Below are 25,029 nucleotides of genomic sequence, written 5' to 3'. Positions count from 1 at the left end.
AATGCTAATAAACGCGCAATCATTTATGGGAATAAGGAACTTATTGAAAATCCACTGTCCACCTTTTAAATCAAAGTTAAAGGCAAGTCCATAATTGATGTGGGAAATAATTAAAAAGATGTTCGAGTGTGGGATAGAAGTTTAAAACCGCAAATAATAAAATTGTCATTTGCTTTAATGATAGTGAATTTGCGGTGAAACGCTTGCAAGTCGAGAAAGATAGTTTGTATTTCATGCCTAAAAACCCAATTTTTGCTCCGATAAAAGTCACTAAAGAAAACCAATGGATCATTTGGGGAAGTGGGACAGATGTGATTAAGAAGTTATAGTTAAATCTTTTGTTTCGAAATAAATATCTTTAAAAAAAGAAAGGCTTCCAATACTATTGGGAGCCTTTCTTTTATCTTAAAAAATTACTGTTTATACGGTATGTTTTGGATTAAAACCATCTTCGCTTAACTCGACGTGGTCATAATCAGCAACCATTTCAGCTTCGTAATCGACTTTTTCTCCCTTACTGAATTTAGCAATTAATTTCTCCATAATTTCATAAATTACCGGAACAATAATCAAGGTTAAAAATAGGGAAGAAATCAATCCTCCGATAATTACCCACGCCAATCCATTTTTCCATTCGGCACCGGCTCCACTTGCAAGTGCAATTGGCACCATACCAAATACCATCGCGATAGTGGTCATCAAAATTGGACGAAGACGCGCATGATTCGCCTGGATTAATGCGGTTCTTATAGTTTCGCCCGCTGCTCTTCGCTGATTGGTGTAATCCACCAGCATAATCGCATTTTTACACACTAAACCAATTAACATAATCAGACCTAGAATTGTAAAGATATTCAACGTATTATTGGTCAATGCCAAAGCTAATAGAGCGCCAATAAACGAAAGCGGAATAGCAAACAATACCACAAACGGGTGAACAAAACTGTCGTACAATCCAACCATTACAAGATAAACCAAGATAATAGCGGCCAGTAAAGCAATTCCTAATGTTCCAAAACCTTCGGATTGATTTTCCTGATCTCCACCCCAAATGTAGTTTACACCAGTTGGTTTCTTGATTTGGTCTATTTTTTCTTGCCATTGCGCAACAATTGTTCCTGCCGGGACTCCTACGTTTTGTCCTTTTACAGTTACAGACGCCGTTTTATCTCGACGCTCTAACTGACTCGGTCCAGAACCTTCTTTTACAATAGCAAACTGGGACAGTTTGATTTGTTCGCCTCTTTCATTAATGAAAATCAAGTTGCTCACATCATTAATACTCTTTCTGTCAAAAGCATTGTACTTGATGTTAATGTCGTATTCGTATTCACCAGCTCTGAATTTCCCATCAGTATTCCCGCTGTATGCCGTTTGCATGGTCATACCTACGGTTTGTAGACTCAATCCCAAAGCCGCCATTTTATCTCTGTCAACTTGCACATTGATTTCTGGGTTTCCATCTTCTACAGATAATCTAATTTCTGTAGCACCAGGAATTTTATACAATTCAGCTTCGGCTTTTTTGGCGAAAGCCATGGCACTTTCAAGAGATGAACCCGTAACGATTAGTCCTAATGTTGCATCTTCGGCGGTTCCCAAAAGACCTACAGGGACGGTTTTAACTTTTGCACCAACCAATACTTTTTCCAGTTTACGTTTTATTTTCGCAGCATATACTGAGGCTTCATCAGAGCGATCTTTTTGCTCGATCATTTTTACGTCAACCTCTGATTTGTATGCGGTAGCTTGCGATGCTCCTAAACCTTCACTAGTTTGACCTACGGTTGTAATTTGACTTTTCACATATTCTTCTTTATCCAAGAAAGCTTCTGCTTTTTGAGTCATGAAATTCGTTTGTTCCAATGAAGCGTCTTTTGGCATTTCAATTTGAACCAAAAACTCACCACTATCTGATGCGGCAAAAAATTCTCCACCAATAAATCCTGCCGGCACAAGCGCGATAGAACTAAAGAAAATGAACAGAACAATTGCCAGAGTAGTTTTGTAATGGTCCAGACACCAAGTCAATAAACCAGAAATCCAGTTGATAAATCGGGTTAAGTAACTTTCAAATCCAAGAATAACTCTTCCAAAAACATTTGTACCCTCAATATGTTCTAATTTTCCGTAACGGGATGACAACCAAGGAATAATGGTAAAGGAAGCCAACAAAGAGAACAACGTTGATATAATTACAGTCACGCAAAATTGTGTAATAATATTAGAAACTAAACCGGAGCTCATTGCAATTGGTAAAAAGACAACAACGATTACTAGCGTGATGGAGGTTACTGTTCCGCCAATTTCTGCAGTTCCGTCATAGGAAGCTCGAATTCGGCTTTTTCCCATTTCCATGTGGCGGTAAATGTTTTCCAAAACCACAATTGCGTCATCTACAAGAATACCAACAACAAGTGATAATCCCAGTAAGCTCATTAAATTCAGCGTGTAACCCAATAAGTATATTCCAATAAAAGTTGCAATCAATGAAGCAGGTATAGAAACCATTACAATCAACGAGTTTCTAATACTGTGTAAGAAAAACAACATTACAAAAGCCACCAAGAATACTGCTATCAGCAAATCGTGTACTACCGAGTTAGCTGCTTCCAGTGTGAAAACCGTACTGTCTTTTGCAACTTCCAGTTTAAGTTGAGAGGTTTTATAATCGTTTTCAAGAGCAGTAATTGCTTTTAATAATTCCTCACTTACGGCAACTGCATTCGCATCAGATTGTTTTACAATTTGTAAAATAATTGCACTTTTTTGATCGACACGGGCTATTTTTTCAGTGATTTTTTGCGTATCCTGAACATCAGCAATATCGCCTAAACGAACTTGAACTCCGTTTTTTGAGGATACAACCAAGTTTTTTAGCTCTTCTACATTTTTGTATTTTCCAGCTAAACGAATTAAGATTTTTTGTTCTCTTGTTTGAATATTTCCTGTTGGAAAGTCAAGATTGGAAGTTAAAATATTTTGTTGTACCTGCGGAATAGAAAGTCCGTACCCTTGCATTTTTACCGCATCAAGATTGACTTGAATTTCTCTTTCCTGTCCACCAATGATATTTACTTGCGCCACACCGGCTACACGAGAAAGTATAGGAGCTATTTTCTTATCTATTAAATCATAAAAAGCAGCTTCATCCATTTTTCCGTTGGCACCAATAGTCATAATCGGTAAATCGCTTAGGGAGAATTTAGTCAAAGAAGGCGCTTCAGCATCGTCTGGCAATTCGCTGATGATGGAGTTTATTTTTCGTTGCGCATCATTCATTGAAATGTCAACATTGGCACCGGAATTCAAAGTGATAGAAACCGTAGACAAACTTTCGTATGATTTAGAATCTAATTTTTTGATGTTTTCTAATGAAGCGACGGCATCTTCAATTTTTTTTGTTACCGTGTTTTCTATCTCACTTGGAGACGCTCCAGGATAAATAGTGGCAACAGTTATTACATTGGTTTCGAATTTTGGAATTAATTCATAGCCCAATTGGCTGTAACTGAACAGTCCTCCTAAAGTTAGTATCGTAAATAGTACGATGACTAATGAAGGACGTTTTATGGATATTTCTGCTAATTTCATATATTTAAATTTTTATATCTTGTAGCTTTATGCTTGAAGCGGTTTCTTTAGTACTTTGAGGCTTTCGACTTTGAGACTTATTTTATAATATCCACTTTAGATCCGTCTTGAAGGTTGATTTGACCTGTGACAATTACAGTTTCGCCTTCTGAAAGACCGTTTAAAATTTCTACCTTATCACCAAGAATTCTTCCGGCCGTAACCGTTTTCAGTTTGGCTGTTCCGTTTTCAATTACAAATATTTCATTGCTGCTCACACTTCCTAGAAAGGCATTTCTAGGAACAATCATCAACGATTGTTTTCCTTGATTAGCAGTAAATTCAGCGGTTCCGTACATTCCGGCTTTCAAATCATTTGAAGCATTATTAGCAATTTCGATTTCTACAGGAAAGTTCAAACTTGCGTCCGCTTTTGGAGCGATGAATGAGATTTTTCCGGAGAATGTTGCGTCTGGATAGACGCTCGCTTTCACAGAAATTGTAGTTCCTACTTTTAAACCTGCAACTTGATTTTCATTGACATTAACTTTCAGTTTTAATTTTGACACATTTACGATGTCAAACAATTGAGTTCCCGCACCAAGAACAGATCCCGGTTCAATGTATTTTTTGTTCACAATTCCGTTTATTGTCGCCTTGATATTAGTATCACCAATGTTTACTCTTGCTTGTTGCAATCTTGATTTTGAAGTTACTAAATTCAATTTGGCTTGGTCTAATTGTTGTTTCGTTACACCACCCGTTTTAAAAGCATTTTCAAAACGACTGTAATCGGTCAAAGCATTTTGATAAGAAGCTTGTGCTGTTTGCAAGTCAGCCGTAATTTGTTCGCTTCTTACAATTGCTAAAGTTTGACCAATGCGTACTCTGTCGCCTTCATCAACTAAAACACGAACAACTCTTCCTGATTTCTCAGCAGAAAAACTTAATTCTTGTAATGGCGCGAAATTTCCATTGGCAGAGAAATCAAGCGAAATTTCTTCGGTTTTTACCGTGGCAACTTTAACAGAAATACTGGCATTTTTCTCTGCTACAATAGCAGTTTTAGCTTCGTTTTCTTTTTTGTTATTCATTAATACATATCCGATAACGCCTAAAGTGGCTACGATTGCTACAACGATTAGTATGTTTTTTTTCATTTTTTTTAGTTATTTATAAGTGATTTTAATTCTCCTTTTGATTTGATTAATTGTATTTCTGCCAGCTTGTAATCTAATATGGCTGATGTGTAGTTGTTTTGCGCTTCAGTCAATGAGTTTTCAGCATCTAATAAATCAGTTAAAGAGGCCAACCCTTGAATGTAATTGTTTCTGGTATTGTCTAAAACTTCTTTGGCTAATTGCGCATTCTCTTTTTGATTGTTGATTGTCGTTAAACTGTTGTCAATTTGAGTTTTTGCATTGGCGAAAGCCAGGTCAAGGGATAATTTTGTATCGTTTAGATCTTCTTTTATGGATCGTAAATCAATATCAGCTTGTCTTACTTTGGCACGAGTGCCAAATCCAGTAAAAATAGGCACTTTTAAATTCAAACCAATTGAGGAGAAATCTGACCAATATACGCCATCAGCCGGTTTTCCTCCGATAGGTATTACAGGACCCTGACCGATATAATTGTACCCGGCGCTCAATGATACTGTTGGATAATAACCAGCTTCAACAGCCTTTTTTTGATAAGTCAACAGTTGTTCTTGTTTTTTCAAAAGCAAATATTCTGTTCTGTTTGACGTATTTGGAACTTCTGACAATGATTGCGAGCTCACTTCAAATGCCGTATTAGGAATCACGATTTGAGTTTCTATTGGCATTCCCATGTAGAATTTCAATGTGTTTTCCTGAATTTGAACTGCATTCAATACTTGTTGGCGTTGCGTATTGATGTTTGAAATTTTAACTAAAATTCGATCCAAATCAATTTTTTTAGCTAATCCGTTGTCGAATTGCCCTTTGATTATGTTTCGTACTTTAGTAGTGTTTTTATATGTACTATCAATAACCGTTAGTTTTTGTCGTTGCACGTACACCTGATAATAATTATTGGCCACGCGCTCAATTACCTGTTCTTCGGTTAATTGTTCATTAATTTGGTAAAATTCTCTAGTAGATTTTGCTGCTTTCAAACCAATAAAAACCGATTGATCGAAAAGTGCTTGTGTCACAGAAACACCAGCAGTTGAAATCCATTTTTGACCAAAATTAGCTTGGATAGTACTTCCTGGTTGACCAAAATTAGCTCCATCGATTACAGTTGTCTGTAAAACAGGATTGTAAGTCAGATTACCGTTGGCTGAAATTTGTGGTAAAGCTCTGGAGCGTATTTCCTGAATTTGGTATTCGCTGTTCTCCACTTTCAGTTTTGCTTTTTTAGCATCGGCTTTATTCTCTAAAGCGTAATTGATAGCTTCTTTCAGCGTCAGCGATTTTGTATTTTGTGCATTGGCACCAAGCGCAAATGTCAAAATTATTAATAGAACTGTTTTTTTCATTATTAAGTAATTGGATTAAGTAAGTTTTTTTCTAATTCGGCAATTCCTTTTTCTGTAGCCATTGCTCGTGTGTGGTATTCAAGGGCTTCCATTTCTAATGCAAAAGCTTCTCGTTCGGAACGGGTGTTTTCGTTAATGCTAAAAATCAATGCATAATAAAGTTTGATGTAGGCTTCAATATTTAAGTCTTTTCTATACAAGCCCTGAGCAATTCCTTTTTCGATATTTTGCTTGAAACAACTTTCACATTCTTGAACTTGATACTCTAAAACCGTTTCGTAAACTTCCGGATAATGTTTCTTTAGTTGATAAATCGGAGAAGTATCAGTTGATTGAAACATATCGGCAAACATTTTCCTGATTTGGAAGTTTTCCTCGATGGCGTTGTAGTTTCTAGAAATAATGTCGGTGATAATTTCATGAACTTCTTTACGAAGCACTTGTGTGCTTTCTTGTATCAACAATTCTTTGTTAGCAAAATATTTATAAATTGTTTTTTTTGAAATACACATTTCACCAGCAATGTCATCCATAGTGATGCTCTTAAAACCCAGTTTCAAAAACATATCTTTTGCTTTATTTATAATTTTTTCTTTCATTTTTTGTAATCTGAAATAGTTTTATTCTGTTATAAATCAATTAATTAAAGTTTAAAATGGAGGACAAATGTACAAAGGAAACTATTAGCACTGAAATAGTTTCCATTAATTTTGTAATTATTTAACATTCGACTACGGTTGAAGTTTTAAACGGTAAATTCTAAATTGGCAATCAGTTTAATGTCCTGACCCAGAGCTATTCCGCTAGTTTGATTGAATGAAATAAAGGTTAGCCCAAAATCTTTACGGTTAATTTTTCCGCTTACCTCAAATCCTGCCTTTTGATCCCCATTGTAAGCATTGATTCCAATAAATTCCGCATCGAGTTCCACTACTTTAGTAATGTTTTTGATAGTCAAATTTCCTTTTAAAAAATTGATATTTTTATTTACTTTTTCAAAAGAAGTCGACTTAAAGCTGATGATTGGATATTCGTTGACATCAAACAAATCATTCATTTTTAAATGCGTGTCAATTTGTTCCAGTTTGATGTCTTTGTTGTTTACATCCAAAGAAAACTCAATCGATGCGTCTTCAATTTCATTATTTTCGATCTCTATATGCCCGCTAAATTTGTTGATGGTACCCGCTAAATAAGCAATTATAGAGTGTCTCATTTTAATTAGAACATCAGATTGATTGGAGTCAATTGTCCATTTGGTTTTCATAATTCTCGGGTGTATTATAAATTTAATCAATTCGTACAACCGCTTCAAAAATACTGTCAGTATTTGAGCGGTTAAATTCGACTGCAAATGTAAGATGGAAACTTTGAATACCAAAATAGTTTCCAACGTATTTTGATTTATTTAACATTTGATAATGAAACGGAGTTTGTAATGCAAATTGAATACTGTAAATTAGCCAAAAAATTTATTTTATGCATTCTATTTACCAGTATCAGGAGTTCCTTTCGGATTATTTGCAATCACAATATGAAACCAAAGAACCTAGAAATTTATATGAGCCTATACATTATATATTAGATCTTGGCGGAAAAAGGATGCGTCCGGTACTTACATTAATGAGTGCTGAGGTTTTTGATGCGGATTATAAAAAAGCATTACCAGCGGCTTTGGCTGTTGAGGTTTTTCATAATTTTTCGCTGGTACATGATGATATTATGGATGATGCGCCCTTGCGAAGAGGACATGAAACGGTTCATGAAAAATGGAATTTGAATACTGGGATTTTATCGGGTGATGCAATGCTGATTTTAGCATACCAATATTTTGAACAATACGAACCAATTATTTTTAAAGATTTAGCCAAACTTTTCAGCAAAACGGCACTCGAAGTTTGTGAAGGTCAACAATTGGATGTTGATTTTGAAGAGCGCGATGATGTTACCATTCCGGAATACTTGAAAATGATTGAATGTAAAACGGCTGTTTTAGTAGCCGCGGCCATGAAAATGGGGGCAATTATTGCCGAGACCTCTGAAGAAAACGCCAATTTGATTTATGATTTCGGACTCAATTTAGGGTTGGCTTTTCAATTACAAGATGATTTTCTAGATGCTTTTGGGAATCCAGAAACCTTTGGAAAACAAGTAGGAGGAGATATCATCGAAAACAAAAAAACGTATTTATACCTTAAAGCAGTTGCTTTTTCAAATAGAGAGGAAGCACAGGAATTGAGAAGCTTGTTTTCAGTTCAGCCTGAAGATAATACCAATAAAATAGAGAGAGTGAAAGTTCTTTTTAATAGTTCGGGTGCGTCAAAGGCAACTCAGGATGCGATTCAGGATTTTACTTTAAAGGCTTTCCATACTTTAGATAAAATGAATATTGGTACCGATAAAAAAGAAATGCTAAAAGGTTTTGGTGAAAATTTAATGGGAAGGAAAGTGTAATTCAATTTCAATAACAATTTCAAAAATCAATAGTAATGTTGACTTTGAAAGTTGATATTTCAAATTAACAAAAAGTAAAATGTACCATAATAACAATATTGAAAATTGCAATTGATATTGCCATTGAAATTTTAAAGATATGTTTATAGTTCCAAAAAATACCGATTTACTGCTTACTGAAGCAGAAGCCGAAAACTTATATTTGAAATTAATTGAACAAATGAATAAGGATTTCAATTTGGCTAACGAAGCCATTGATTGTTCTCTAAAAAGCACACCTGACGAATTAAAGGCGCAGCTCCATGAAAAAATCTACCGACTCATTCAATACAAGTTTGCAGAATACCTTAATTTACTCTACATAATTGATGTTTCTGAAGAAGAAATAAAAAAACTGGACGGATCAGATTTAGTAGTTCTTGCCGAACACGTATCTTTTTTAATTCTAAAAAGAGAATGGCAAAAAGTGTGGTTTAGGAACAAGTATTAGTTACTGTAAGTCTTTTGTAAAGATTATTTTATTCCATAATTCAGTTCCTGCAGTATCAAAAATAGTTAATTTCATTTGGCGGTTTTCTTTAGAACCCAAGAATGAAATTGTACCAAAATTATGTTGCGCAATCAAGCTGCCTTTTGTTCTGTAAATGTTGTTTTCCTTTAAGATATTTTCAGATGCAACGCCAGAAGTTAACGGCGAAACAGTCCAGTCGTACAACGGATAGGTATTGTCTCGAGGAACTTCAGAAAATTCAGTGAAATGCCGGTCACCGCTTATAAACAGAATGCCTTTGATTTTATTATCAAGAATTTCTTTTAACAATCGTTCTTTCTCTTTAGGATAATTGCTGTAGTTTTCTTTTTCTGCTACTGAATTTAATACTTGTCCGCCAATCACAATTATTTTAAAACTGGCTTTGGAAAAGCTTAAGGCATTTATCAGCCATTCTAATTGTGTGTTTCCTAAAACCGTTCTTTCGCCGGTGATTCTGTTGTTTGGAGTTTTGAAAAACCGGTCATCCAATAAAAAGAATTGCGCATCACCCCAGCTAAAGGTCGAATAAATGCCTTCGTTTTGCGCTGAATTCATGCCGTAACTTTTATTTGCCCAGAAATCTTTAAACGCTTTTTGAGTCAGAAATTTGTTGTAAAAACTGCCATCGCTATCATCCGGACCAAAATCATGGTCGTCCCAAATGGCAAAATTCTGTGTTTTTGCCAGCAAAGGCTGTATTTCTTTTATTGACCTTGAATGAGTATAGCGATGATAAATCCCAGTTTTACTATCCCAATCCGCTTCTCTGAGATAAATGTTATCGCCACTCCATATCATAATTTCTGGATTTTTTTTGGCAATACTTTCAAAAATTCCATACTCACTTCCATAGGCTTTTCCCGGTCTGTCCAAAGGAGTTTCGTTAAAATAGGAACAACTTCCAATTGCTACTGTGAAATCAGGAGCATCTTCGCGCCATTCCCATAATTTTTTTGATGAAAAAGAAGTTTCGTATGGCAAGATGATTTTTTTGTCATTTATGATAACCTCATACTTATATTTTTTTCCGGGACTTAATTGATCTAAAATAATGTGATGCGTGAAGCCAACTTCTTTTGAAGACGAATAGACCTCGGAATAGAAAATTTTGCTAGGATTGTCAAGTGCGAAATAAGCTATTTTCACCGAAGCTTTTTTGTTGGTTTGAAGCCAAATCACCGCCTCCGTCATTTCGCAATACCCCACCATAGGGCCAGACTGCAATATATTGTTTTGAGCAAAACTGTAACTTACAAACAATATACAGAATAATTGAAAGGTTTTTTTCATAGCAGGTAATTAAAAATATATTCTGAAGAATGGCATAAAGGCACTGCCGTAAATATTATTTTTATCGTTCAAAACATTATAACGGGCGCCAATTGTCGCATTTCCGGATCGGTAACCGGCACCAATAAATAATCCGGTGTTCCAATAATCTTGTGAATTGCTATTGGATCCATCCAAATTTACATTGACTCTTAATTGTTCGAGTTCAGCCGAAAGTTGGATTTGATTTATTGGATTTAACAATCCGATTACACTTCCCCCATACAAATGTGAAGCGTAATAATCCTTTTGCTTTAAGTATTTATATTGCGCACCAACACCAAAAGCCACGTATTTATTGAAATTGTAAATAGCACTTGGCGCCAAAGAGATATCAGTATAACCGGAACCAAATCCTAAACCAATTCCGCCTCCAAATTGTACATTTCTCCAGAATTGATTTTCTGTTTCTGGTTGCAAATCATCTTGTTGTGCAAACACGCAGCATGAAAAAAAAACGGCAATTAGTGTCAAAAATGATTTGGATATATTCAAAAAGCAATTCTTTGTCATAAGTTTTAGTTTTTTAACAATATTCAATGTAAAAGTATCTTAAATTAAATTATAAATTTATTGTATTATCGTACTTTTGCCAAACTATTTTAACAAAAAAGGTATATTCACTAAATATTATGGATAGGTTTTCATTTTTAAACGCAGCACACACAGAATTTTTCGCACAGTTATACGATCAATATTTAGAGAATCCAGACAGCGTGGAGCCAAGTTGGAGAAGTTTTTTTCAAGGTTTTGACTTTGGGATGACAACTTACAATGAGGAAAACCCTGTGGAACAAATAGCAAATTTTGCCTCTAATAATACAGATGTAAGTTTGATCTCTGAAAAGCTTCAAAAAGAATTCAACGTATTGAAATTAATAGATGGATATCGCTCTCGCGGTCATTTGTTTACTAAAACAAATCCGGTTCGAGAAAGACGTGTATCATCACCAACGCTAGAAATCACAAATTTTGGACTGTCCTCCGCAGATTTGAACACCGTTTTTGATGCCGCAAAGGTGATAAATATTCAGCCTTGCACGCTTCAGGAAATCATAACGCATCTTGATACAATATACTGCCAGCACATCGGGGTGGAATATATGTATATCCGTAAACCGGAAGTAGTGGAGTGGATTCAGAAAAAGTTAGGTGTCAATGACAATCAGCCTAAATTTTCTTTGGATGAAAAAAAATCGATTCTGAATAAACTGAACCAAGCCGTTTCTTTTGAAAACTTTTTGCATACAAAATATGTAGGTCAAAAGCGTTTTTCTTTAGAAGGTGGAGAATCAATCATTCCGGCTTTAGATGCTTTGATAGAAAAAGCAGCAGAAAAAGGAGTGGAACAATTTGTAATGGGAATGGCACATCGTGGCCGCCTAAATATTTTGGCCAATATTTTTGGCAAATCAACCCAAGACATATTTGGAGAGTTTGATGGTAAAGATTACGATCAGGAATATTTTGACGGAGACGTAAAATACCATTTAGGACTTACCGCTGATAAAGTTACTAGCACCGGTAAAAAAATAAATATCAATTTAGCGCCAAATCCTTCGCACCTAGAAACTGTAGGTGCAGTAATTGAAGGAATTACAAGAGCAAAACAAGACAAATATTTTCCTAACGATTTCTCAAAAGTATTGCCAATCGCCGTTCACGGAGATGCCGCGATTGCTGCTCAGGGAATTCTTTATGAAATAGTGCAAATGGCACAATTAGACGGTTATAAAACCGGAGGTACCATTCATATTGTAATCAACAATCAAGTAGGATTTACAACTAATTATCTTGATGCGCGTTCTTCTACGTATTGCACGGATGTTGCCAAAGTCACGCTTTCGCCGGTATTACACGTAAATGCGGATGATGCGGAAGCCGTAGTTCACGCAATGTCATTTGCATTGGATTACAGAATGGAATTTGGTCGCGATGTGTTTATCGATTTATTAGGATATAGAAAATACGGACATAACGAGGGTGATGAGCCTCGTTTTACCCAGCCTGTATTATATAAAATTATTGCAAAGCACAAAAATCCAAGAGACATTTATATGGAGAAATTACTTGCTGACGGAGTAATTGATTCCACTTTTGTAAAAGGATTGGAGCAAGAATACAAATCAAACTTGGAGATAAACTTAGAAGAATCCCGTAAAAAGGATTTAACTATCATCACACCGTTTATGAAAAATGAATGGAAAGGTTTTGAACAAGTCTCTGATGTGGAAATGCTGAAAAAAGTAGATACTACTTTCCCTGTGGCAGGACTTACTGAGGTAGCAAACGTAATTTGTAACTTACCTTCAGACAAAAAATTCATCAGCAAAATACAAAAACTGATCAACGACAGAAAAACAATGTTTTTCGAAACGAATAAGCTAGATTGGGCTATGGCCGAACATTTAGCGTATGGTTCACTTTTAAAAGAAGGATTTGATGTTCGTATTTCCGGACAAGATGTGGAGCGTGGGACATTTTCTCACCGTCACGCCGTTGTAAAAGTCGAAGATTCAGAAGAAGAAGTAACTTTGTTAAGTAATTTAGAGGGAACAACGGGAAAGTTCAATATCTACAATTCATTGTTATCTGAATACGGAGTTTTAGGATTTGATTACGGATATGCTTTGGCGAACCCAAATACATTAACCATTTGGGAAGCACAATTTGGAGATTTCAGTAATGGAGCTCAAATTATGATTGACCAATATATCTCTTGTGGAGAAGACAAATGGAATACCCAGAACGGAATCGTTTTACTATTGCCTCACGGTTATGAAGGGCAAGGAGCAGAGCATTCTTCGGCAAGAATGGAGCGTTATTTGCAACTTTGCGCCAGACATAATATGTATGTTGCGGATTGTACAACGCCAGCCAATTTCTTTCACTTGTTGAGAAGACAAATGAAAACAACGTTCCGTAAACCGCTTATTGTTTTTACACCAAAGAGTTTATTGCGTGATTCAAGAGTGGTTTCTACCGTTGAAGAATTTGCAAACGGATCTTTCCAGGAAACATTCGATGACCAAACAGTGAATAAAGACGAGGTGAAAACATTAGTTTTCTGTACTGGTAAATTCTATTATGATATTACTGCCGAAAGAGAAAATCTTGGTAGAAATGATGTTGCGGTCGTTAGAATCGAACAATTATTCCCATTGCCGGTAGAACAATTAAAAGAGATTATTGCTAAATATCCAAACGCTGACGATTATGTTTGGGCACAAGAAGAGCCAAAAAACATGGGGGCGTACAGCTTTATGTTGATGAATTTCGATTTAGTAAAATGGAGATTGGCGTCACTAAAAGCATACGCGGCTCCGGCAGCAGGAAGTTACACAAGAGCAAAACGCCGTCAGGCCGATGCTTTGCGAATGGTTTTTGATAAAAATTTATTTAGATAGTCATTGCGAGGCGTTGCTAGCGACGTAGCAAAGCAATGTCACTAAAATAATTATTTTTACGAGCCGGGAACCTGCTTTACGTTGCAATCTTTTTATTTTTAAAAAAAAATAAAAAGGATTTTCACTGCAATCAGGGCTAAAAAACAGTTCATACAATAAACACAGGTTGTTCGAGAACAATTTAAAATTTAAAATTCATAATTTAAAATAATAGAACATGATTTTAGAAATGAAAGTCCCATCACCAGGGGAATCTATAAAGGAAGTTGAAATTGCAACTTGGTTGGTAAAAGACGGAGATTATGTAGAAAAAGACCAAGCAATTGCTGAAGTTGATTCTGATAAAGCAACTTTAGAATTGCCAGCAGAAGCCAGCGGAATCATTACTTTAAAAGCAGAAGAAGGCGACGCAGTAGCAGTTGGAGCAGTTGTGTGTCATATTGATACGGACGGAGCAAAACCAGCAGGAGATGCACCAGTTGCCGAAGCTACAAAAACAGTTGAAGCGCCAAAAGCTGAAGTTAAGGCAGAAGCGCCAAAAGCGGCTCCGGTAGCGGCAGCTCCAGCAGCGACTTATGCTTCAGGAACTCCATCTCCGGCAGCAAGAAAAATATTAGACGAGAAAAATATAGGGCCAGCTTCCATAACTGGAACTGGAAAAGACGGAAGAATCACTAAAGACGATGCCGTAAATGCTGTGCCTTCAATGGGAACTCCTACAGGTGGTTCTCGTGGATCGGAGCGTACTAAATTATCGATGTTGCGTCGTAAAGTGGCTGAGAGATTAGTTGCCGCTAAAAACGAAACGGCCATGTTGACTACTTTTAACGAAGTAAACATGACGCCAATCAACTTGATTCGTAATGAATACAAAGATGCATTCAAAGCTAAACACGGTGGAATTGGTTTAGGATACATGTCTTTCTTTACGAAAGCAGTAACCAGAGCGTTAAAATTATTCCCAGATGTAAACTCAATGATGGATGGTGATCATAAGATCGCTTTCGACTTTTGCGATATTTCAATTGCGGTTTCAGGACCAAAAGGATTAATGGTTCCTGTGGTTCGCAACGCGGAAAACTTAACGTTCCGTGGTGTTGAAGCAGATATTAAACGATTAGCGCTTAAAGCACGTGACGGACAAATCACAGTGGATGACATGACTGGTGGAACCTTTACAATTACTAACGGTGGTGTTTTTGGAAGTATGCTAAGTACGCCAATTATCAATCCTCCACAATCGGGAATTCTTGGAATGCACAATATTATTGAGCGTCCAATTGCCGTAAACGGAAAAGTAGAAATTCACCCAATGATGTACGTGGCTTTGTCTTATGATCACAGAATTATTGATGGTCGTGAGTCAGTTGGATTCTTAGTTGCTGTGAAAGAAGCTTTAGAAAACCCAATGGAATTATTGTTAGACAACAATCCTAAAAAAGCGTTTGAATTGTAATTCTAAGGTTTTAGAATATAAAAGAATCCTGTTTAGTATGTTCTAAACAGGATTTTCTATTTTAGCAAATACAAATAATGGTTGTAATAATCGACAATCGCCTTCCCTTTCATCAAAATATCAGCGCCAATAATACCATGAACAGGTTTGGCTTTGTGTTGTGTTAGCGCTTCATTTACATGTGACAAATCAAAAATAACGAGTTCGAAATTAGAATCTTTCCAGGAACCAAGCTGCAATTGATTTTTCAAAGCCAGTTGCGTAAACATTCCGGTGGCTCCCGCACCAGCGGCTTTCGTCTTTGATTTTTTTGCGTCCAATAAAAATAAATCGACACTTTCAAATCCCACACAACTGTTTGAAGCTCCTGTATCCAGAATAAAATTTCCTGTTACACCATTTATTTTTGCTTTTATCAACAAATGTTGCGTTTTAGTAATTTTAAATTTTACTTTTCTGTAGTTTTCTTTTTTGAGAATATCGTGGAGGTTTTTCATTTATGCTGAATTTATTTCAGTAATTTTTAACTGTTTACAAAGATAGGCGGAGTTGCTTAAGGAATTGTACGAATCTTTTTAAAACCATTTTTTCGACAACATTTATTCATGTAATTTTGTACTCTTAAATTTTACACTTGAAAGCAACTATAACTATTACTGATACGCATACTCATTTATATTCAGAGGAATTTGATCAAGACCGAAACGAAATGATACAACGCGCCATTGATGCCGGTGTTTCGCGTTTTTTTATTCCCGCCATCGATTCTACCTGTACAGAATCCATGTATGAATTGGAGAAAAATCACCCAAATACTATTTTTTTAATGATGGGTTTACACCCAACGTATGTAAAAGATAATTATTTGGAAGAACTTCAACATGTAGAAAACGAATTGGCTAGAAGAAAATTTTACGCCGTAGGCGAAATTGGAATCGATTTGTATTGGGACAAAACCCATTTGCCACAGCAACGAATCGCTTTCAAAAGACAAATTCAGTTGGCGAAACAGTATAAATTACCCATTGTGATTCATTGCCGAGAAGCTTTCGACGAAATTTTTGAAATTTTAGAGGAAGAAAAATCACCTGAATTATTTGGTATTTTTCATTGTTTCTCTGGAACGTATGAGCAGGCATTACAAGCGATTTCATATAACATGAAGTTGGGCATTGGTGGTGTGGTGACTTTTAAAAACGGAAAAATCGACCAGTTCCTGAACCAAATTGAACTTAAACACATTGTTCTGGAAACAGATTCTCCCTACTTAGCGCCAGTCCCCTTCCGAGGTAAAAGGAATGAAAGTAGCTATATTTTAAACGTAGTAGAGAAGCTAGCCCAGATTTACAGCCTTTCGGCAAATGAAATTGCGGAGATAACCACGGAGAATTCGAAAGCTATTTTTGGGATTTAAATTAGAATTCACCTTATTTTAATATTTTTTTTGTTCATTTGCCCACACAAAAATTGAGAACCAAAATGCAGAAATTTGACGCTATTCGGCCATTTTATGATTCTGAAATAAACGAAGCACTTCAGAATGTTGTTAATCATCCAATGATGAAAGCATTGATGAATTTTACTTTCCCCGATGTTGCAGATGAAGTTTGGAAAGAACAACTTCGAAAAACGCATTCCATACGTGATTTTCAATGTAATTTCATCTACCAATCGGTTCAAAAGGTTTTAGAAAAAAGCTCCGAAGGATTGACAACCTCCGGTTTTGAAAACTTACAACCTAATACTTCTTACTTGTTTATATCCAATCATCGCGATATTCTCTTAGACACGACGTTGTTGAATACGGCTTTATTTGAGCATGGTTTAGTGATGACTGCTTCAGCAATTGGCGATAATTTAGTCAAAAAAGCATTCTTGAATACGTTAGCAAAACTGAATCGGAACTTTCTGGTGCAACGTGGCTTAACGCCAAGGGAAATGTTACAAAGTTCAAAAATGCTGTCAGAGTATATTGGTAATTTATTGCTGCATGAAAACCGCTCTGTCTGGATTGCGCAACGCGAAGGAAGAACAAAAGACGGCAATGACGAGACCAATCCTGGCGTATTAAAAATGCTTGGAATGGGTTCTGATGAAAAAAACTTGATGGATTATTTCAAGAAAATAAAAATTGTACCCGTTTCTATTTCGTATGAATATGATCCCACAGATGCTTTAAAAATGCCTCAATTGATGGCTGAAGCCAACAATGAAGTGTACATCAAAGAAAAAAATGAAGATTTCATGACGATTCTCAGTGGTGCTTTGGGACAAAAGAAAGGGATTCACATTCATGTAGGTAAGGTTTTAGACACGGAAATTGAAGCCATCAAAGCTGAAAATGACAGTTCGAATAAGCAAATAGTTGCTTTGGCACAAATAATTAACGATGCCATATTAAGCAATTATAAATTGTGGCCTACGAATTTTATTGCGTATGATATTGTAAACAACACCAATCGCTTTTCGCATTTGCATACCGAAAATGAAAAATCATTATTCGAACGCAGACTTGAAATGCGGATAGATCATGATAATCCAGTTGCCTTAGACGGTTTTCTGGCTATGTACGCGAATCCTGTTGTCAATAAATTAAAATACCACGATGTTGTATAAAGCCAAAATTCTTTTAATCTACACCGGTGGAACCATCGGTATGAGGAAAGATTTTGAGACGGGAGCGCTCACGGCATTCAATTTTAGTAAATTATTACAGCGCATTCCGGAATTGAAACAATTGGATTGTGAAATCGAAACCATATCTTTCGAAAATCCAATTGACTCCTCAAATATGAATCCTGAAGGATGGGCTAAGATTGCGATCATTATCGAGGATAACTACACTTCTTTTGATGGGTTTGTCGTGCTTCATGGGTCGGATACGATGTCCTATTCGGCATCGGCATTGAGTTTTATGCTTGAAAATTTATCGAAACCCGTAATTTTTACCGGTTCTCAATTACCGATTGGAGATTTACGTACGGACGCCAAAGAAAACTTAATCACCGCAATCCAAATCGCGTCTCTACGAATCAACGATGAACCAGTTATCAGCGAAGTATGTCTTTATTTTGAATATAAATTATATCGAGGGAATAGAACTACAAAGATTAATGCGGAACATTTTAAAGCATTTACATCCCCCAATTATCCTGAATTGGTGGAGTCTGGCGTACATTTAAAATTAAATTCCGAATTATTCCTGTCTAAAAATGAAAGTAAAGAATTCAAGGTTCATAAAAACTTGGATAATAACGTGGCGATTATAAAAATGTTTCCGGGTATCAGTGAAGCAGTTTTATCCGCTATTTTAAATATTCCAAATCTCAAAGGAATTGTTTTAGAAACGTATGGAGCTGGAAATGCACCTACGGAGGATTGGTTTTTAAACCTATTAAGAAAAGCAATTGCCGAGGGTTTGCACATTATCAATGTGACACAGTGTTCTGCTGGAAGCGTCAGTATGGGGCAATATGAGACCAGTACTGGAATGAAGGAAATTGGAGTAATCTCTGGAAAAGACATCACAACCGAAGCGGCAATCACAAAATTAATGTATTTGTTGGGTCAAAATAGTGAAGCAAAGGATTTCAAAACTATTTTTGAAACTTCTTTACGTGGAGAAATGATATAATTTTAGATTTTACTTTTCTAACTCATTTTTTTTCGTGTTCTTTGCAATCTTATAAAATAGAGAGGTGGCCGAGTGGCTGAAGGCGCACGCTTGGAAAGCGTGTATATGGCAACATATCGAGGGTTCGAATCCCTTCCTCTCTGCAAAATGACAATCCTGCTAAGTGATTTTAGCAGGATTTTTTTTATTCAACTTTTAGCAGGATGTAAAAATCAATAATTATGCTTTCTGGCTGTAAGAAATTCTACAAAATGGTATATTTGTAAAGCGATCACGAGAAATAAAAAACCACAATTTTTGTTTTTGCGCAACAAGCCATTTTAAAACAAAAAACAATATGCGAATAGTCCTTAGTTGTTTCCTGCTTTTATTTGTTTTTAATGTTTTTTCGCAAGAAAACACCACTGTTGTTGAGGCTCCAATTGTAAAAGTTGATTCCTTATATAGAGAAGATCAGTTTTATTTTGCGATAACGTACAATACGCTGGTCGATAGGCCAACAGGCTTGTCTCAAAATAAATTTTCTTCCGGGTTTTCAGCGGGTTTTCTGAGAGACATGCCCATTAACAAAAACAGAACTATTGCCATCGCTTCGGGTTTTGGTTTTACGTATAATAATTACAATCAGAATTTAATTATTTCGCCAACGGATGCAGGGCCGGTTTATGCTTACATTGATCCGAATACAAAGTACAATAAAAATAAATTCTCCTTACTCTCTGTTGATGTACCTGTTGAATTTAGATGGAGGAGTTCAACTTATGAAAGTCATAAATTTTGGCGAATTTACACTGGAATAAAGTTTAGTTATTTATTGTATGATAAGTCTGTTTATGATGGAAGTACTGGTAAAGTGTCAGTTACTGGAAACAAAGATTTCAATAAATTTCAGTATGGCGCTTATATTTCATCGGGTTACAATACGATTAATTTATATGCGTATTATGGGTTGAATTCGTTGTTTAAGTCAGCGAAGGTCAACGACGAATCCATTAATATGCAATCTTTGAATTTTGGAATCATATTCTACATTTTATAACCACAGAACCAGTAATAGCAGCTGCGGTATTGCTCCCAGAATAAAACCTAAAATCAGTTCATTATTAGTGTGTGCTTTCATTTCTAACCGGGATGAAGCCACAAAACCATTCAGCAAAATCAGTGTTGCAATAATAAAAGTATTCTGAATTTGGAGATGCATACTTAATTCAATTATAAAGACCGTCAAGGAACTGATTGCTATCATGTGAAGGCTCGCTTTTATATTGGTAAACAAAAGGATGAGTGCCAAGATTGTGCTCAAAAGCGCCCCCAACAAAAAAAAGTGCAGTTCAGGATATCGGTCTATAGTAATGCTTTTTCTTACCAAAAGAATAAGCAAAAAACAATGTAGTACTAATGGAATTTTGCGCTGGGATATTTTAGATGCCATAATTGAATCCATATTTCCGGTTGCTCGCAAAAGCAGGAATGCCAAAACAGGAATAAATACTGTTACAATCACAACTTGAAAAAAAACAAATAGTTTTTCCTGACTTACAAAGTCATTCCCATTATAAAAAAGATAAAATAGTGTTGCCATTACCGGTATGAATATCGGATGGAAAACATAGGAAAACAATGGGAGTATTTTTTTCAAAACTGCTGATTTTTATCTAAAAACAAATATATGTAATCTGCGAAAATTAGTAAAGCTATTACTGTTGTTTCTTTTCGTTAAATAATCGGAACTGCTCATAATTATGGTGGATCTAAGTCATCGTTTTGAAAAGAAGTGTTATTTTTGAGGAAGTTTTACAAATAGACAAACTAGTAAAAAAGTAATTTCTATAAAAAATCTACCTCAATCTCTTTCTAATTCCATGAGCCAAAAAATTCTAAAAAGCATTCAAAATATCCCTGCTACATTTATTGGTAACAACACTAATTTGATTATTGATGCTATCGCTATAGATAGCCGTTCTTTGCAAAATGGACCGCAGACTTTATTTTTTGCATTGGTCGGAGCCAATAATGACGCACACCGATACATAATGGATTTAATTGCAATTGGAGTTCAAAATTTTGTGGTTACATATATTCCGGTGCAATGTGAAGGTCAAGCTAATTTTTTTGTTGTCGAAAATACGCTGACTGCTTTACAGCAATTTGCAGCAAATTATCGCAGTCTTTTTAATTTGCCTGTTATCGGATTGACGGGAAGTAACGGTAAAACGATAGTAAAGGAATGGCTTAATTTTTTACTGAGCCCTGATTACAATATTATTCGAAGTCCAAAGAGCTACAACTCACAAATTGGTGTTCCGTTGTCTGTGATTGCAATCAATGAACAACACAATTTGGGGATTTTTGAAGCCGGAATTTCCACTCATTCTGAAATGGAAAAACTGGAGAAAATAATCAAGCCTACCATTGGAATTCTGACTAACATTGGTTCTGCGCACGATGAAGGTTTCGTAAATTTAGAAAATAAAATAGCGGAAAAATTAAAACTTTTTGAGCATGTTCAAGTTTTAATTTACAATAAAAATGAAATCATCAATACCTTTATCAGTCCCGAAATGAAAACTTTTTCTTGGAGTTTTGACTTCAAAGATGCTGATGTTTTTGTTTCAAAAAAAAGTGCTAAAGACAAGACTGTTTTAAATGTTCAATTTGGGCAACGACATTTTGATATAAAAATTCCATTTCAGGATAAGGCGTCAATCGAAAATTCAATTTCGTGTTTAATGGTTTTATTGTATTTTAAATACGATGAAGAAACCATTCAAAATCGAATGGAATTGTTGTATCCGGTAGAAATGCGTTTGAAAGTTAAGAATGGAATCAACAACTGTAGTATTATTGACGACAGTTACAGCTCGGATTTTCAGTCATTAAAAATAGCGTTAGATTTTCTCGAAAGTCAGAAGCAATACCAAAGGAAAACGTTGATTCTTTCGGATATTTTTCAAAGTGGTTTGGCTAATGACGAATTGTATACAAAAGTCTCGCAGTTAATTGTTTCGAATAAAATTGATCGTATTATTGGAATTGGAGAAACCATTTCGGCGTACGAAAATAAATTTGCTCATTGTGTCACTTACAAAAACACAGCTGCATTTGTCGCTGATTTTCAAAACTTGGACTTTGCCAATGAAACTATTCTAATCAAAGGAGCGAGAACGTTTCAATTTGAAGAAATTGTTTCTTTATTAGAAGAAAAAAAACATGAAACAGTTCTGGAAATCAATCTGAATGCGATTAGTCATAACCTGAATTTCTTTAAATCGAAATTGAAGCCGAATGTGAAGATGATGGTTATGGTGAAGGCTTTTGGATACGGAAATGGCGGTTTTGAAATCGCTAAATTATTAGAACATCACAAAGTGGATTATCTCGGCGTGGCTTTCGCCGATGAAGGAATTTCGTTGAAAAGTGCTGGAATTCATTTACCTATTATGGTTTTAAATCCTGAAACGACCAGTTTTTCTGCGATTATTCATCATCAGTTAGAACCTGAAATTTATAGTTTAAAAGGACTTCATGCGTTCCTTAAGATTGCAGAACAAAAGAACTTAAATCAATTTCCGATACATATCAAACTCGATACGGGCATGCACCGTTTGGGTTTTGAGGACAATACGATTGCTGATTTGATTGCGACTTTAAGAGGAAATAAAACTGTTAAAGTAAAAAGTATTTTGTCTCACATGGCCACAAGTGATGATTTGGAATTCAAGGATTTTGCAAATTCACAAATTGATTTATTTGAAAAATTATCACACAAATTGATGACAGAATTACAAATAAAACCTTTACGGCACATTTTGAATACTTCGGGAATCAGCAATTATTCAGATTCACAATACGATATGGTTCGGTTGGGAATTGGACTTTACGGTGTTTCTAATGATGCGGAAGAACAGCAGAAGTTGGAAAACGTGGGTACACTAAAATCTATAATTTCACAAATCAGAAGTATTGCTGCTGGCGAAAGTGTTGGTTATGGCAGACGATTTATTGCGGACAAACCCACTAAGATTGCCACGATTCCTATTGGATATGCTGATGGAATTTCCAGAGGTTGGGGAAACGGTTTAGGTTATGTAATAATTAACAAATCAAAAGCTTCCATTGTTGGCAGTATTTGTATGGACATGCTGATGGTTGATGTCACTGCTATAGAATGTGCAGAAGGAGATCAGGTGATTATTTTTGGCGAAAGCCCAACGGTGACTTACATGGCGCAGAAATTAAACACAATTTCCTATGAAATTCTTACTAGTATTTCTCAACGAGTGAAACGGGTATTTTACAGGGAATAAATAAATATTGGTAAAAGACGGTCAATTGGGGTAAAATTTATATTATATTCATTTTACAAAGATTAATTGTAACCCTAAAATTAAATAAATTATGGGATTTTTCAGGGATTTTAAAGCTTCTTTGATGAAAGGAGACGTTTTAAGTTTAGCAACTGCGGTTGTTATTGCTGGTGCATTTGGCAAAATTGTTGGATCTGCTGTAGATGATATTATAATGCCTATCGTTGGTTTGATAACTGGCGGTATCGATTTTACCCAAAAATTCATCACTTTGGATCGGAGCAGTTATCCTGATTTGGCTGCAGCAAAAAAGGCTGGGGCTGCTGTAATCACTTATGGAAATTTACTCCAAGCTATTATTAACTTTGTTATTATTGCATTTTTTGTTTTTGTAATATTGAGAGCCGCCGAAAAAGCGAAGAAAAAAGAAGTGGTTGTTGTAGCTATTCCTGTTGGGCCAACTCAAGAAGAATTATTGATTCAGATCAGAGATTTATTAAAAAAGTAATTTTTGCTACATTATACATTCTAATTTATTCTGAACACATTTCAGAAACCGCTTCATATTTGAAGCGGTTTTACTTTGTGCTTTCGTCAAGAAAATTAGTCCTTAGATTCTCAGATTGGCAATGGAATAAAAGCCATAGAATTATTCCTAACAGCATATGTTATAAATGTAACATTTTGTTATTTTTTGTGAAGCTACTTGTTTTGGTTTTAATATTGGTTACTTTTGTACTTCAAATTCAATATTCAGTAATAATATATAAGATGAGAATAGCAGTTGTAGGCGCTACCGGAATGGTTGGCGAAGTAATGTTGAAAGTTTTGGCAGAAAGAAATTTTCCTGTAACAGAATTAATTCCGGTTGCTTCTGAGCGATCAGTGGGTAAAGAAATTGAATACAAGGGTAAAAAATATAAAGTAGTGGGCATGCAAACGGCAGTAGACATGAAAGCGGATATTGCTTTGTTTTCTGCAGGTGGCGACACGTCATTGGAGTGGGCTCCAAAATTTGCGGCAGCAGGAACTACTGTTATTGATAATTCATCGGCATGGAGAATGGACCCGACCAAAAAATTAATCGTTCCTGAAATCAATGCAGCTGAATTGACTGCAGCAGATAAAATTATTGCGAATCCAAACTGCTCTACAATACAAATGGTATTGGTTTTGGCACCTTTACACAAAAAATACAATATCAAACGTGTAATTGTTTCTACCTACCAATCCATTACCGGAACAGGTGTAAAAGCACTGCAACAATTGGAAAATGAATACGCAGGTGTTCAAGGTGAGATGGCGTATAAATATCCAATTCACAGAAATGCGATTCCACAATGTGATTCTTTTGAAGAAAATGGATACACAAAAGAAGAGATGAAACTGGTTCGTGAAACTAAAAAAATCTTAAGCGATAATACAATTGCTGTCACGGCTACTGCAGTACGTGTACCGATTGTAGGCGGACATAGTGAAGCGGTAAACGTAGAATTTTCGAATGATTTTGACCTAAACGAAGTACGAAACATTCTGCATCATACCGATGGAGTAGTCGTACAGGACAATAATGACACCTACACGTACCCAATGCCAATGTATGCGCAAGGAAAAGATGACGTTTTTGTAGGTAGAATTCGTCGTGACGAAAGCCAGGAAAACACATTGAATATGTGGATTGTTGCGGACAACTTGAGAAAAGGAGCAGCGACTAACACAATACAAATTGCAGAATATTTGATTGCAGCCAAATTGGTTTAAATCGATTTTTATTTTTAAAATGAAACCATTTGTTTCGCAAAAATATATTTTGTGAGACAAATGGTTTTCT

Annotated in this window: 21 protein-coding genes and 1 tRNA gene; 13 read left to right on the top strand and 9 right to left on the bottom strand. The window is 35.6% G+C overall.

Features of this window, described 5'->3' with window-relative positions; translation table 11 throughout:
* Positions 1-161: 161 nt before the first annotated feature.
* Positions 162-329: a LexA family protein gene (locus ACP7AV_RS01120; protein ID WP_426090791.1), complete on the top strand. Its 168-nt coding sequence runs from the start codon at positions 162-164 to the stop codon at positions 327-329.
* A 91-nt stretch (positions 330-420) separates the two neighbouring features.
* Here ACP7AV_RS01120 and ACP7AV_RS01115 read toward each other — a convergent pair whose 3' ends face one another.
* The 5 genes from ACP7AV_RS01115 to ACP7AV_RS01095 form a co-directional block, all read right to left on the bottom strand.
* Positions 421-3,594 carry an efflux RND transporter permease subunit gene (locus tag ACP7AV_RS01115; RefSeq protein WP_426090421.1) on the bottom strand — a complete coding sequence of 1,058 codons (3,174 nt, stop codon included), beginning with the start codon at positions 3,592-3,594 and terminating at the stop codon, positions 421-423.
* Positions 3,595-3,671: 77 nt separating this feature from the next.
* Positions 3,672-4,733 carry an efflux RND transporter periplasmic adaptor subunit gene (locus ACP7AV_RS01110; RefSeq protein ID WP_426090420.1) on the bottom strand — a complete coding sequence of 354 codons (1,062 nt, stop codon included), beginning with the start codon at positions 4,731-4,733 and terminating at the stop codon, positions 3,672-3,674.
* 5 nt (positions 4,734-4,738) lie between these two features.
* Positions 4,739-6,079, bottom strand: coding sequence for a TolC family protein (locus ACP7AV_RS01105; protein ID WP_426090419.1), 1,341 nt, complete (start codon positions 6,077-6,079; stop codon positions 4,739-4,741).
* 2 nt (positions 6,080-6,081) lie between these two features.
* On the bottom strand, positions 6,082-6,678 hold the full coding sequence (locus ACP7AV_RS01100) for a TetR/AcrR family transcriptional regulator (protein ID WP_426090418.1): 597 nt from the start codon (positions 6,676-6,678) through the stop codon (positions 6,082-6,084).
* 146 nt (positions 6,679-6,824) lie between these two features.
* Positions 6,825-7,346, bottom strand: a complete 522-nt coding sequence (locus tag ACP7AV_RS01095) for a YceI family protein (protein ID WP_426090417.1) — start codon at positions 7,344-7,346, stop codon at positions 6,825-6,827.
* Positions 7,347-7,558: 212 nt separating this feature from the next.
* Between ACP7AV_RS01095 and ACP7AV_RS01090 the strand changes: the two genes are divergently transcribed.
* Together ACP7AV_RS01090 and ACP7AV_RS01085 are read left to right on the top strand one after the other, a co-directional pair.
* Complete coding sequence (locus ACP7AV_RS01090; RefSeq protein ID WP_426062668.1) at positions 7,559-8,533, top strand: polyprenyl synthetase family protein; 975 nt, start codon at positions 7,559-7,561, stop codon at positions 8,531-8,533.
* Positions 8,534-8,672: 139 nt separating this feature from the next.
* Positions 8,673-9,023 carry a hypothetical protein gene (locus ACP7AV_RS01085; RefSeq protein WP_426090416.1) on the top strand — a complete coding sequence of 117 codons (351 nt, stop codon included), beginning with the start codon at positions 8,673-8,675 and terminating at the stop codon, positions 9,021-9,023.
* Here the strand turns inward: ACP7AV_RS01085 and ACP7AV_RS01080 are convergent, their stop codons facing one another.
* Positions 9,024-10,355, bottom strand: a complete 1,332-nt coding sequence (locus tag ACP7AV_RS01080) for an alkaline phosphatase D family protein (protein WP_426090415.1) — start codon at positions 10,353-10,355, stop codon at positions 9,024-9,026.
* 9 nt (positions 10,356-10,364) lie between these two features.
* Positions 10,365-10,907, bottom strand: a complete 543-nt coding sequence (locus ACP7AV_RS01075; protein ID WP_426062671.1) for a hypothetical protein — start codon at positions 10,905-10,907, stop codon at positions 10,365-10,367.
* 119 nt (positions 10,908-11,026) lie between these two features.
* On the opposite strand from ACP7AV_RS01075, the gene ACP7AV_RS01070 reads away from it, so the two are divergent.
* Both ACP7AV_RS01070 and odhB read left to right on the top strand, forming a co-directional pair.
* Complete coding sequence (locus ACP7AV_RS01070; protein WP_426090414.1) at positions 11,027-13,801, top strand: 2-oxoglutarate dehydrogenase E1 component; 2,775 nt, start codon at positions 11,027-11,029, stop codon at positions 13,799-13,801.
* 217 nt (positions 13,802-14,018) lie between these two features.
* Entirely contained in the window at positions 14,019-15,257 is a 1,239-nt protein-coding gene (gene odhB, locus ACP7AV_RS01065; protein WP_426090413.1) for a 2-oxoglutarate dehydrogenase complex dihydrolipoyllysine-residue succinyltransferase, read from the top strand.
* Between the two features lie 56 nt (positions 15,258-15,313).
* Here the strand turns inward: odhB and ACP7AV_RS01060 are convergent, their stop codons facing one another.
* Entirely contained in the window at positions 15,314-15,754 is a 441-nt protein-coding gene (locus tag ACP7AV_RS01060; RefSeq protein ID WP_426090412.1) for a retropepsin-like aspartic protease, read from the bottom strand.
* A gap of 149 nt (positions 15,755-15,903) precedes the next feature.
* Between ACP7AV_RS01060 and ACP7AV_RS01055 the strand changes: the two genes are divergently transcribed.
* The 5 genes from ACP7AV_RS01055 to ACP7AV_RS01035 all read left to right on the top strand — a co-directional run bounded on the left by ACP7AV_RS01055 (position 15,904) and on the right by ACP7AV_RS01035 (position 19,930).
* A complete protein-coding gene (locus tag ACP7AV_RS01055) occupies positions 15,904-16,671 on the top strand; it encodes a TatD family hydrolase (RefSeq protein ID WP_426062746.1) in 768 nt (255 codons plus the stop codon).
* 65 nt (positions 16,672-16,736) lie between these two features.
* Positions 16,737-17,873 carry a 1-acyl-sn-glycerol-3-phosphate acyltransferase gene (locus ACP7AV_RS01050; protein ID WP_426090411.1) on the top strand — a complete coding sequence of 379 codons (1,137 nt, stop codon included), beginning with the start codon at positions 16,737-16,739 and terminating at the stop codon, positions 17,871-17,873.
* On the top strand, positions 17,863-18,891 hold the full coding sequence (locus tag ACP7AV_RS01045; RefSeq protein ID WP_426090410.1) for an asparaginase: 1,029 nt from the start codon (positions 17,863-17,865) through the stop codon (positions 18,889-18,891). The genes ACP7AV_RS01050 and ACP7AV_RS01045 overlap by 11 nt, the downstream gene beginning before the upstream one ends.
* Positions 18,892-18,949: 58 nt before the next feature.
* A tRNA-Ser gene (locus tag ACP7AV_RS01040) sits at positions 18,950-19,034 on the top strand.
* A 194-nt stretch (positions 19,035-19,228) separates the two neighbouring features.
* Positions 19,229-19,930, top strand: a complete 702-nt coding sequence (locus tag ACP7AV_RS01035; protein WP_426090409.1) for a porin family protein — start codon at positions 19,229-19,231, stop codon at positions 19,928-19,930.
* Here the strand turns inward: ACP7AV_RS01035 and ACP7AV_RS01030 are convergent.
* Complete coding sequence (locus ACP7AV_RS01030) at positions 19,925-20,530, bottom strand: hypothetical protein (RefSeq protein WP_426090408.1); 606 nt, start codon at positions 20,528-20,530, stop codon at positions 19,925-19,927. The two genes, ACP7AV_RS01035 and ACP7AV_RS01030, sit on opposite strands and share 6 nt — an antisense overlap.
* 223 nt (positions 20,531-20,753) lie before the next feature.
* On the opposite strand from ACP7AV_RS01030, the gene ACP7AV_RS01025 reads away from it, so the two are divergent.
* The 3 genes from ACP7AV_RS01025 (at position 20,754) to ACP7AV_RS01015 (ending at position 24,959) form a co-directional block, all read left to right on the top strand.
* Positions 20,754-23,198 carry a bifunctional UDP-N-acetylmuramoyl-tripeptide:D-alanyl-D-alanine ligase/alanine racemase gene (locus ACP7AV_RS01025; RefSeq protein ID WP_426090407.1) on the top strand — a complete coding sequence of 815 codons (2,445 nt, stop codon included), beginning with the start codon at positions 20,754-20,756 and terminating at the stop codon, positions 23,196-23,198.
* A gap of 91 nt (positions 23,199-23,289) precedes the next feature.
* On the top strand, positions 23,290-23,706 hold the full coding sequence (gene mscL, locus ACP7AV_RS01020; protein ID WP_426062680.1) for a large conductance mechanosensitive channel protein MscL: 417 nt from the start codon (positions 23,290-23,292) through the stop codon (positions 23,704-23,706).
* A gap of 263 nt (positions 23,707-23,969) precedes the next feature.
* The gene (locus tag ACP7AV_RS01015) at positions 23,970-24,959 is read left to right on the top strand and encodes an aspartate-semialdehyde dehydrogenase (RefSeq protein ID WP_426090406.1); all 990 of its coding nucleotides are present in this window, start codon (positions 23,970-23,972) and stop codon (positions 24,957-24,959) included.
* Positions 24,960-25,029 lie beyond the last annotated feature (70 nt).

The sequence above is a fragment of the Flavobacterium sp. DSR3-2 genome (assembly GCF_049896525.1).
GTDB lineage: Bacteria > Bacteroidota > Bacteroidia > Flavobacteriales > Flavobacteriaceae > Flavobacterium.
This window is presented reverse-complemented; position numbering and strand designations above follow the sequence as displayed.

Coding starts and splice junctions, on each gene's coding strand:
- ACP7AV_RS01115 (WP_426090421.1), bottom strand. CDS start 3,594: ATGAAATTAGCAGAAATATCCATAAAACGTCCTTCATTAGTCATCGTA.
- ACP7AV_RS01110 (WP_426090420.1), bottom strand. CDS start 4,733: ATGAAAAAAAACATACTAATCGTTGTAGCAATCGTAGCCACTTTAGGC.
- ACP7AV_RS01105 (WP_426090419.1), bottom strand. CDS start 6,079: ATGAAAAAAACAGTTCTATTAATAATTTTGACATTTGCGCTTGGTGCC.
- ACP7AV_RS01100 (WP_426090418.1), bottom strand. CDS start 6,678: ATGAAAGAAAAAATTATAAATAAAGCAAAAGATATGTTTTTGAAACTG.
- ACP7AV_RS01095 (WP_426090417.1), bottom strand. CDS start 7,346: ATGAAAACCAAATGGACAATTGACTCCAATCAATCTGATGTTCTAATT.
- ACP7AV_RS01090 (WP_426062668.1), top strand. CDS start 7,559: ATGCATTCTATTTACCAGTATCAGGAGTTCCTTTCGGATTATTTGCAA.
- ACP7AV_RS01085 (WP_426090416.1), top strand. CDS start 8,673: ATGTTTATAGTTCCAAAAAATACCGATTTACTGCTTACTGAAGCAGAA.
- ACP7AV_RS01080 (WP_426090415.1), bottom strand. CDS start 10,355: ATGAAAAAAACCTTTCAATTATTCTGTATATTGTTTGTAAGTTACAGT.
- ACP7AV_RS01075 (WP_426062671.1), bottom strand. CDS start 10,907: ATGACAAAGAATTGCTTTTTGAATATATCCAAATCATTTTTGACACTA.
- ACP7AV_RS01070 (WP_426090414.1), top strand. CDS start 11,027: ATGGATAGGTTTTCATTTTTAAACGCAGCACACACAGAATTTTTCGCA.
- odhB (WP_426090413.1), top strand. CDS start 14,019: ATGATTTTAGAAATGAAAGTCCCATCACCAGGGGAATCTATAAAGGAA.
- ACP7AV_RS01060 (WP_426090412.1), bottom strand. CDS start 15,754: ATGAAAAACCTCCACGATATTCTCAAAAAAGAAAACTACAGAAAAGTA.
- ACP7AV_RS01050 (WP_426090411.1), top strand. CDS start 16,737: ATGCAGAAATTTGACGCTATTCGGCCATTTTATGATTCTGAAATAAAC.
- ACP7AV_RS01045 (WP_426090410.1), top strand. CDS start 17,863: ATGTTGTATAAAGCCAAAATTCTTTTAATCTACACCGGTGGAACCATC.
- ACP7AV_RS01035 (WP_426090409.1), top strand. CDS start 19,229: ATGCGAATAGTCCTTAGTTGTTTCCTGCTTTTATTTGTTTTTAATGTT.
- ACP7AV_RS01025 (WP_426090407.1), top strand. CDS start 20,754: ATGAGCCAAAAAATTCTAAAAAGCATTCAAAATATCCCTGCTACATTT.
- mscL (WP_426062680.1), top strand. CDS start 23,290: ATGGGATTTTTCAGGGATTTTAAAGCTTCTTTGATGAAAGGAGACGTT.
- ACP7AV_RS01015 (WP_426090406.1), top strand. CDS start 23,970: ATGAGAATAGCAGTTGTAGGCGCTACCGGAATGGTTGGCGAAGTAATG.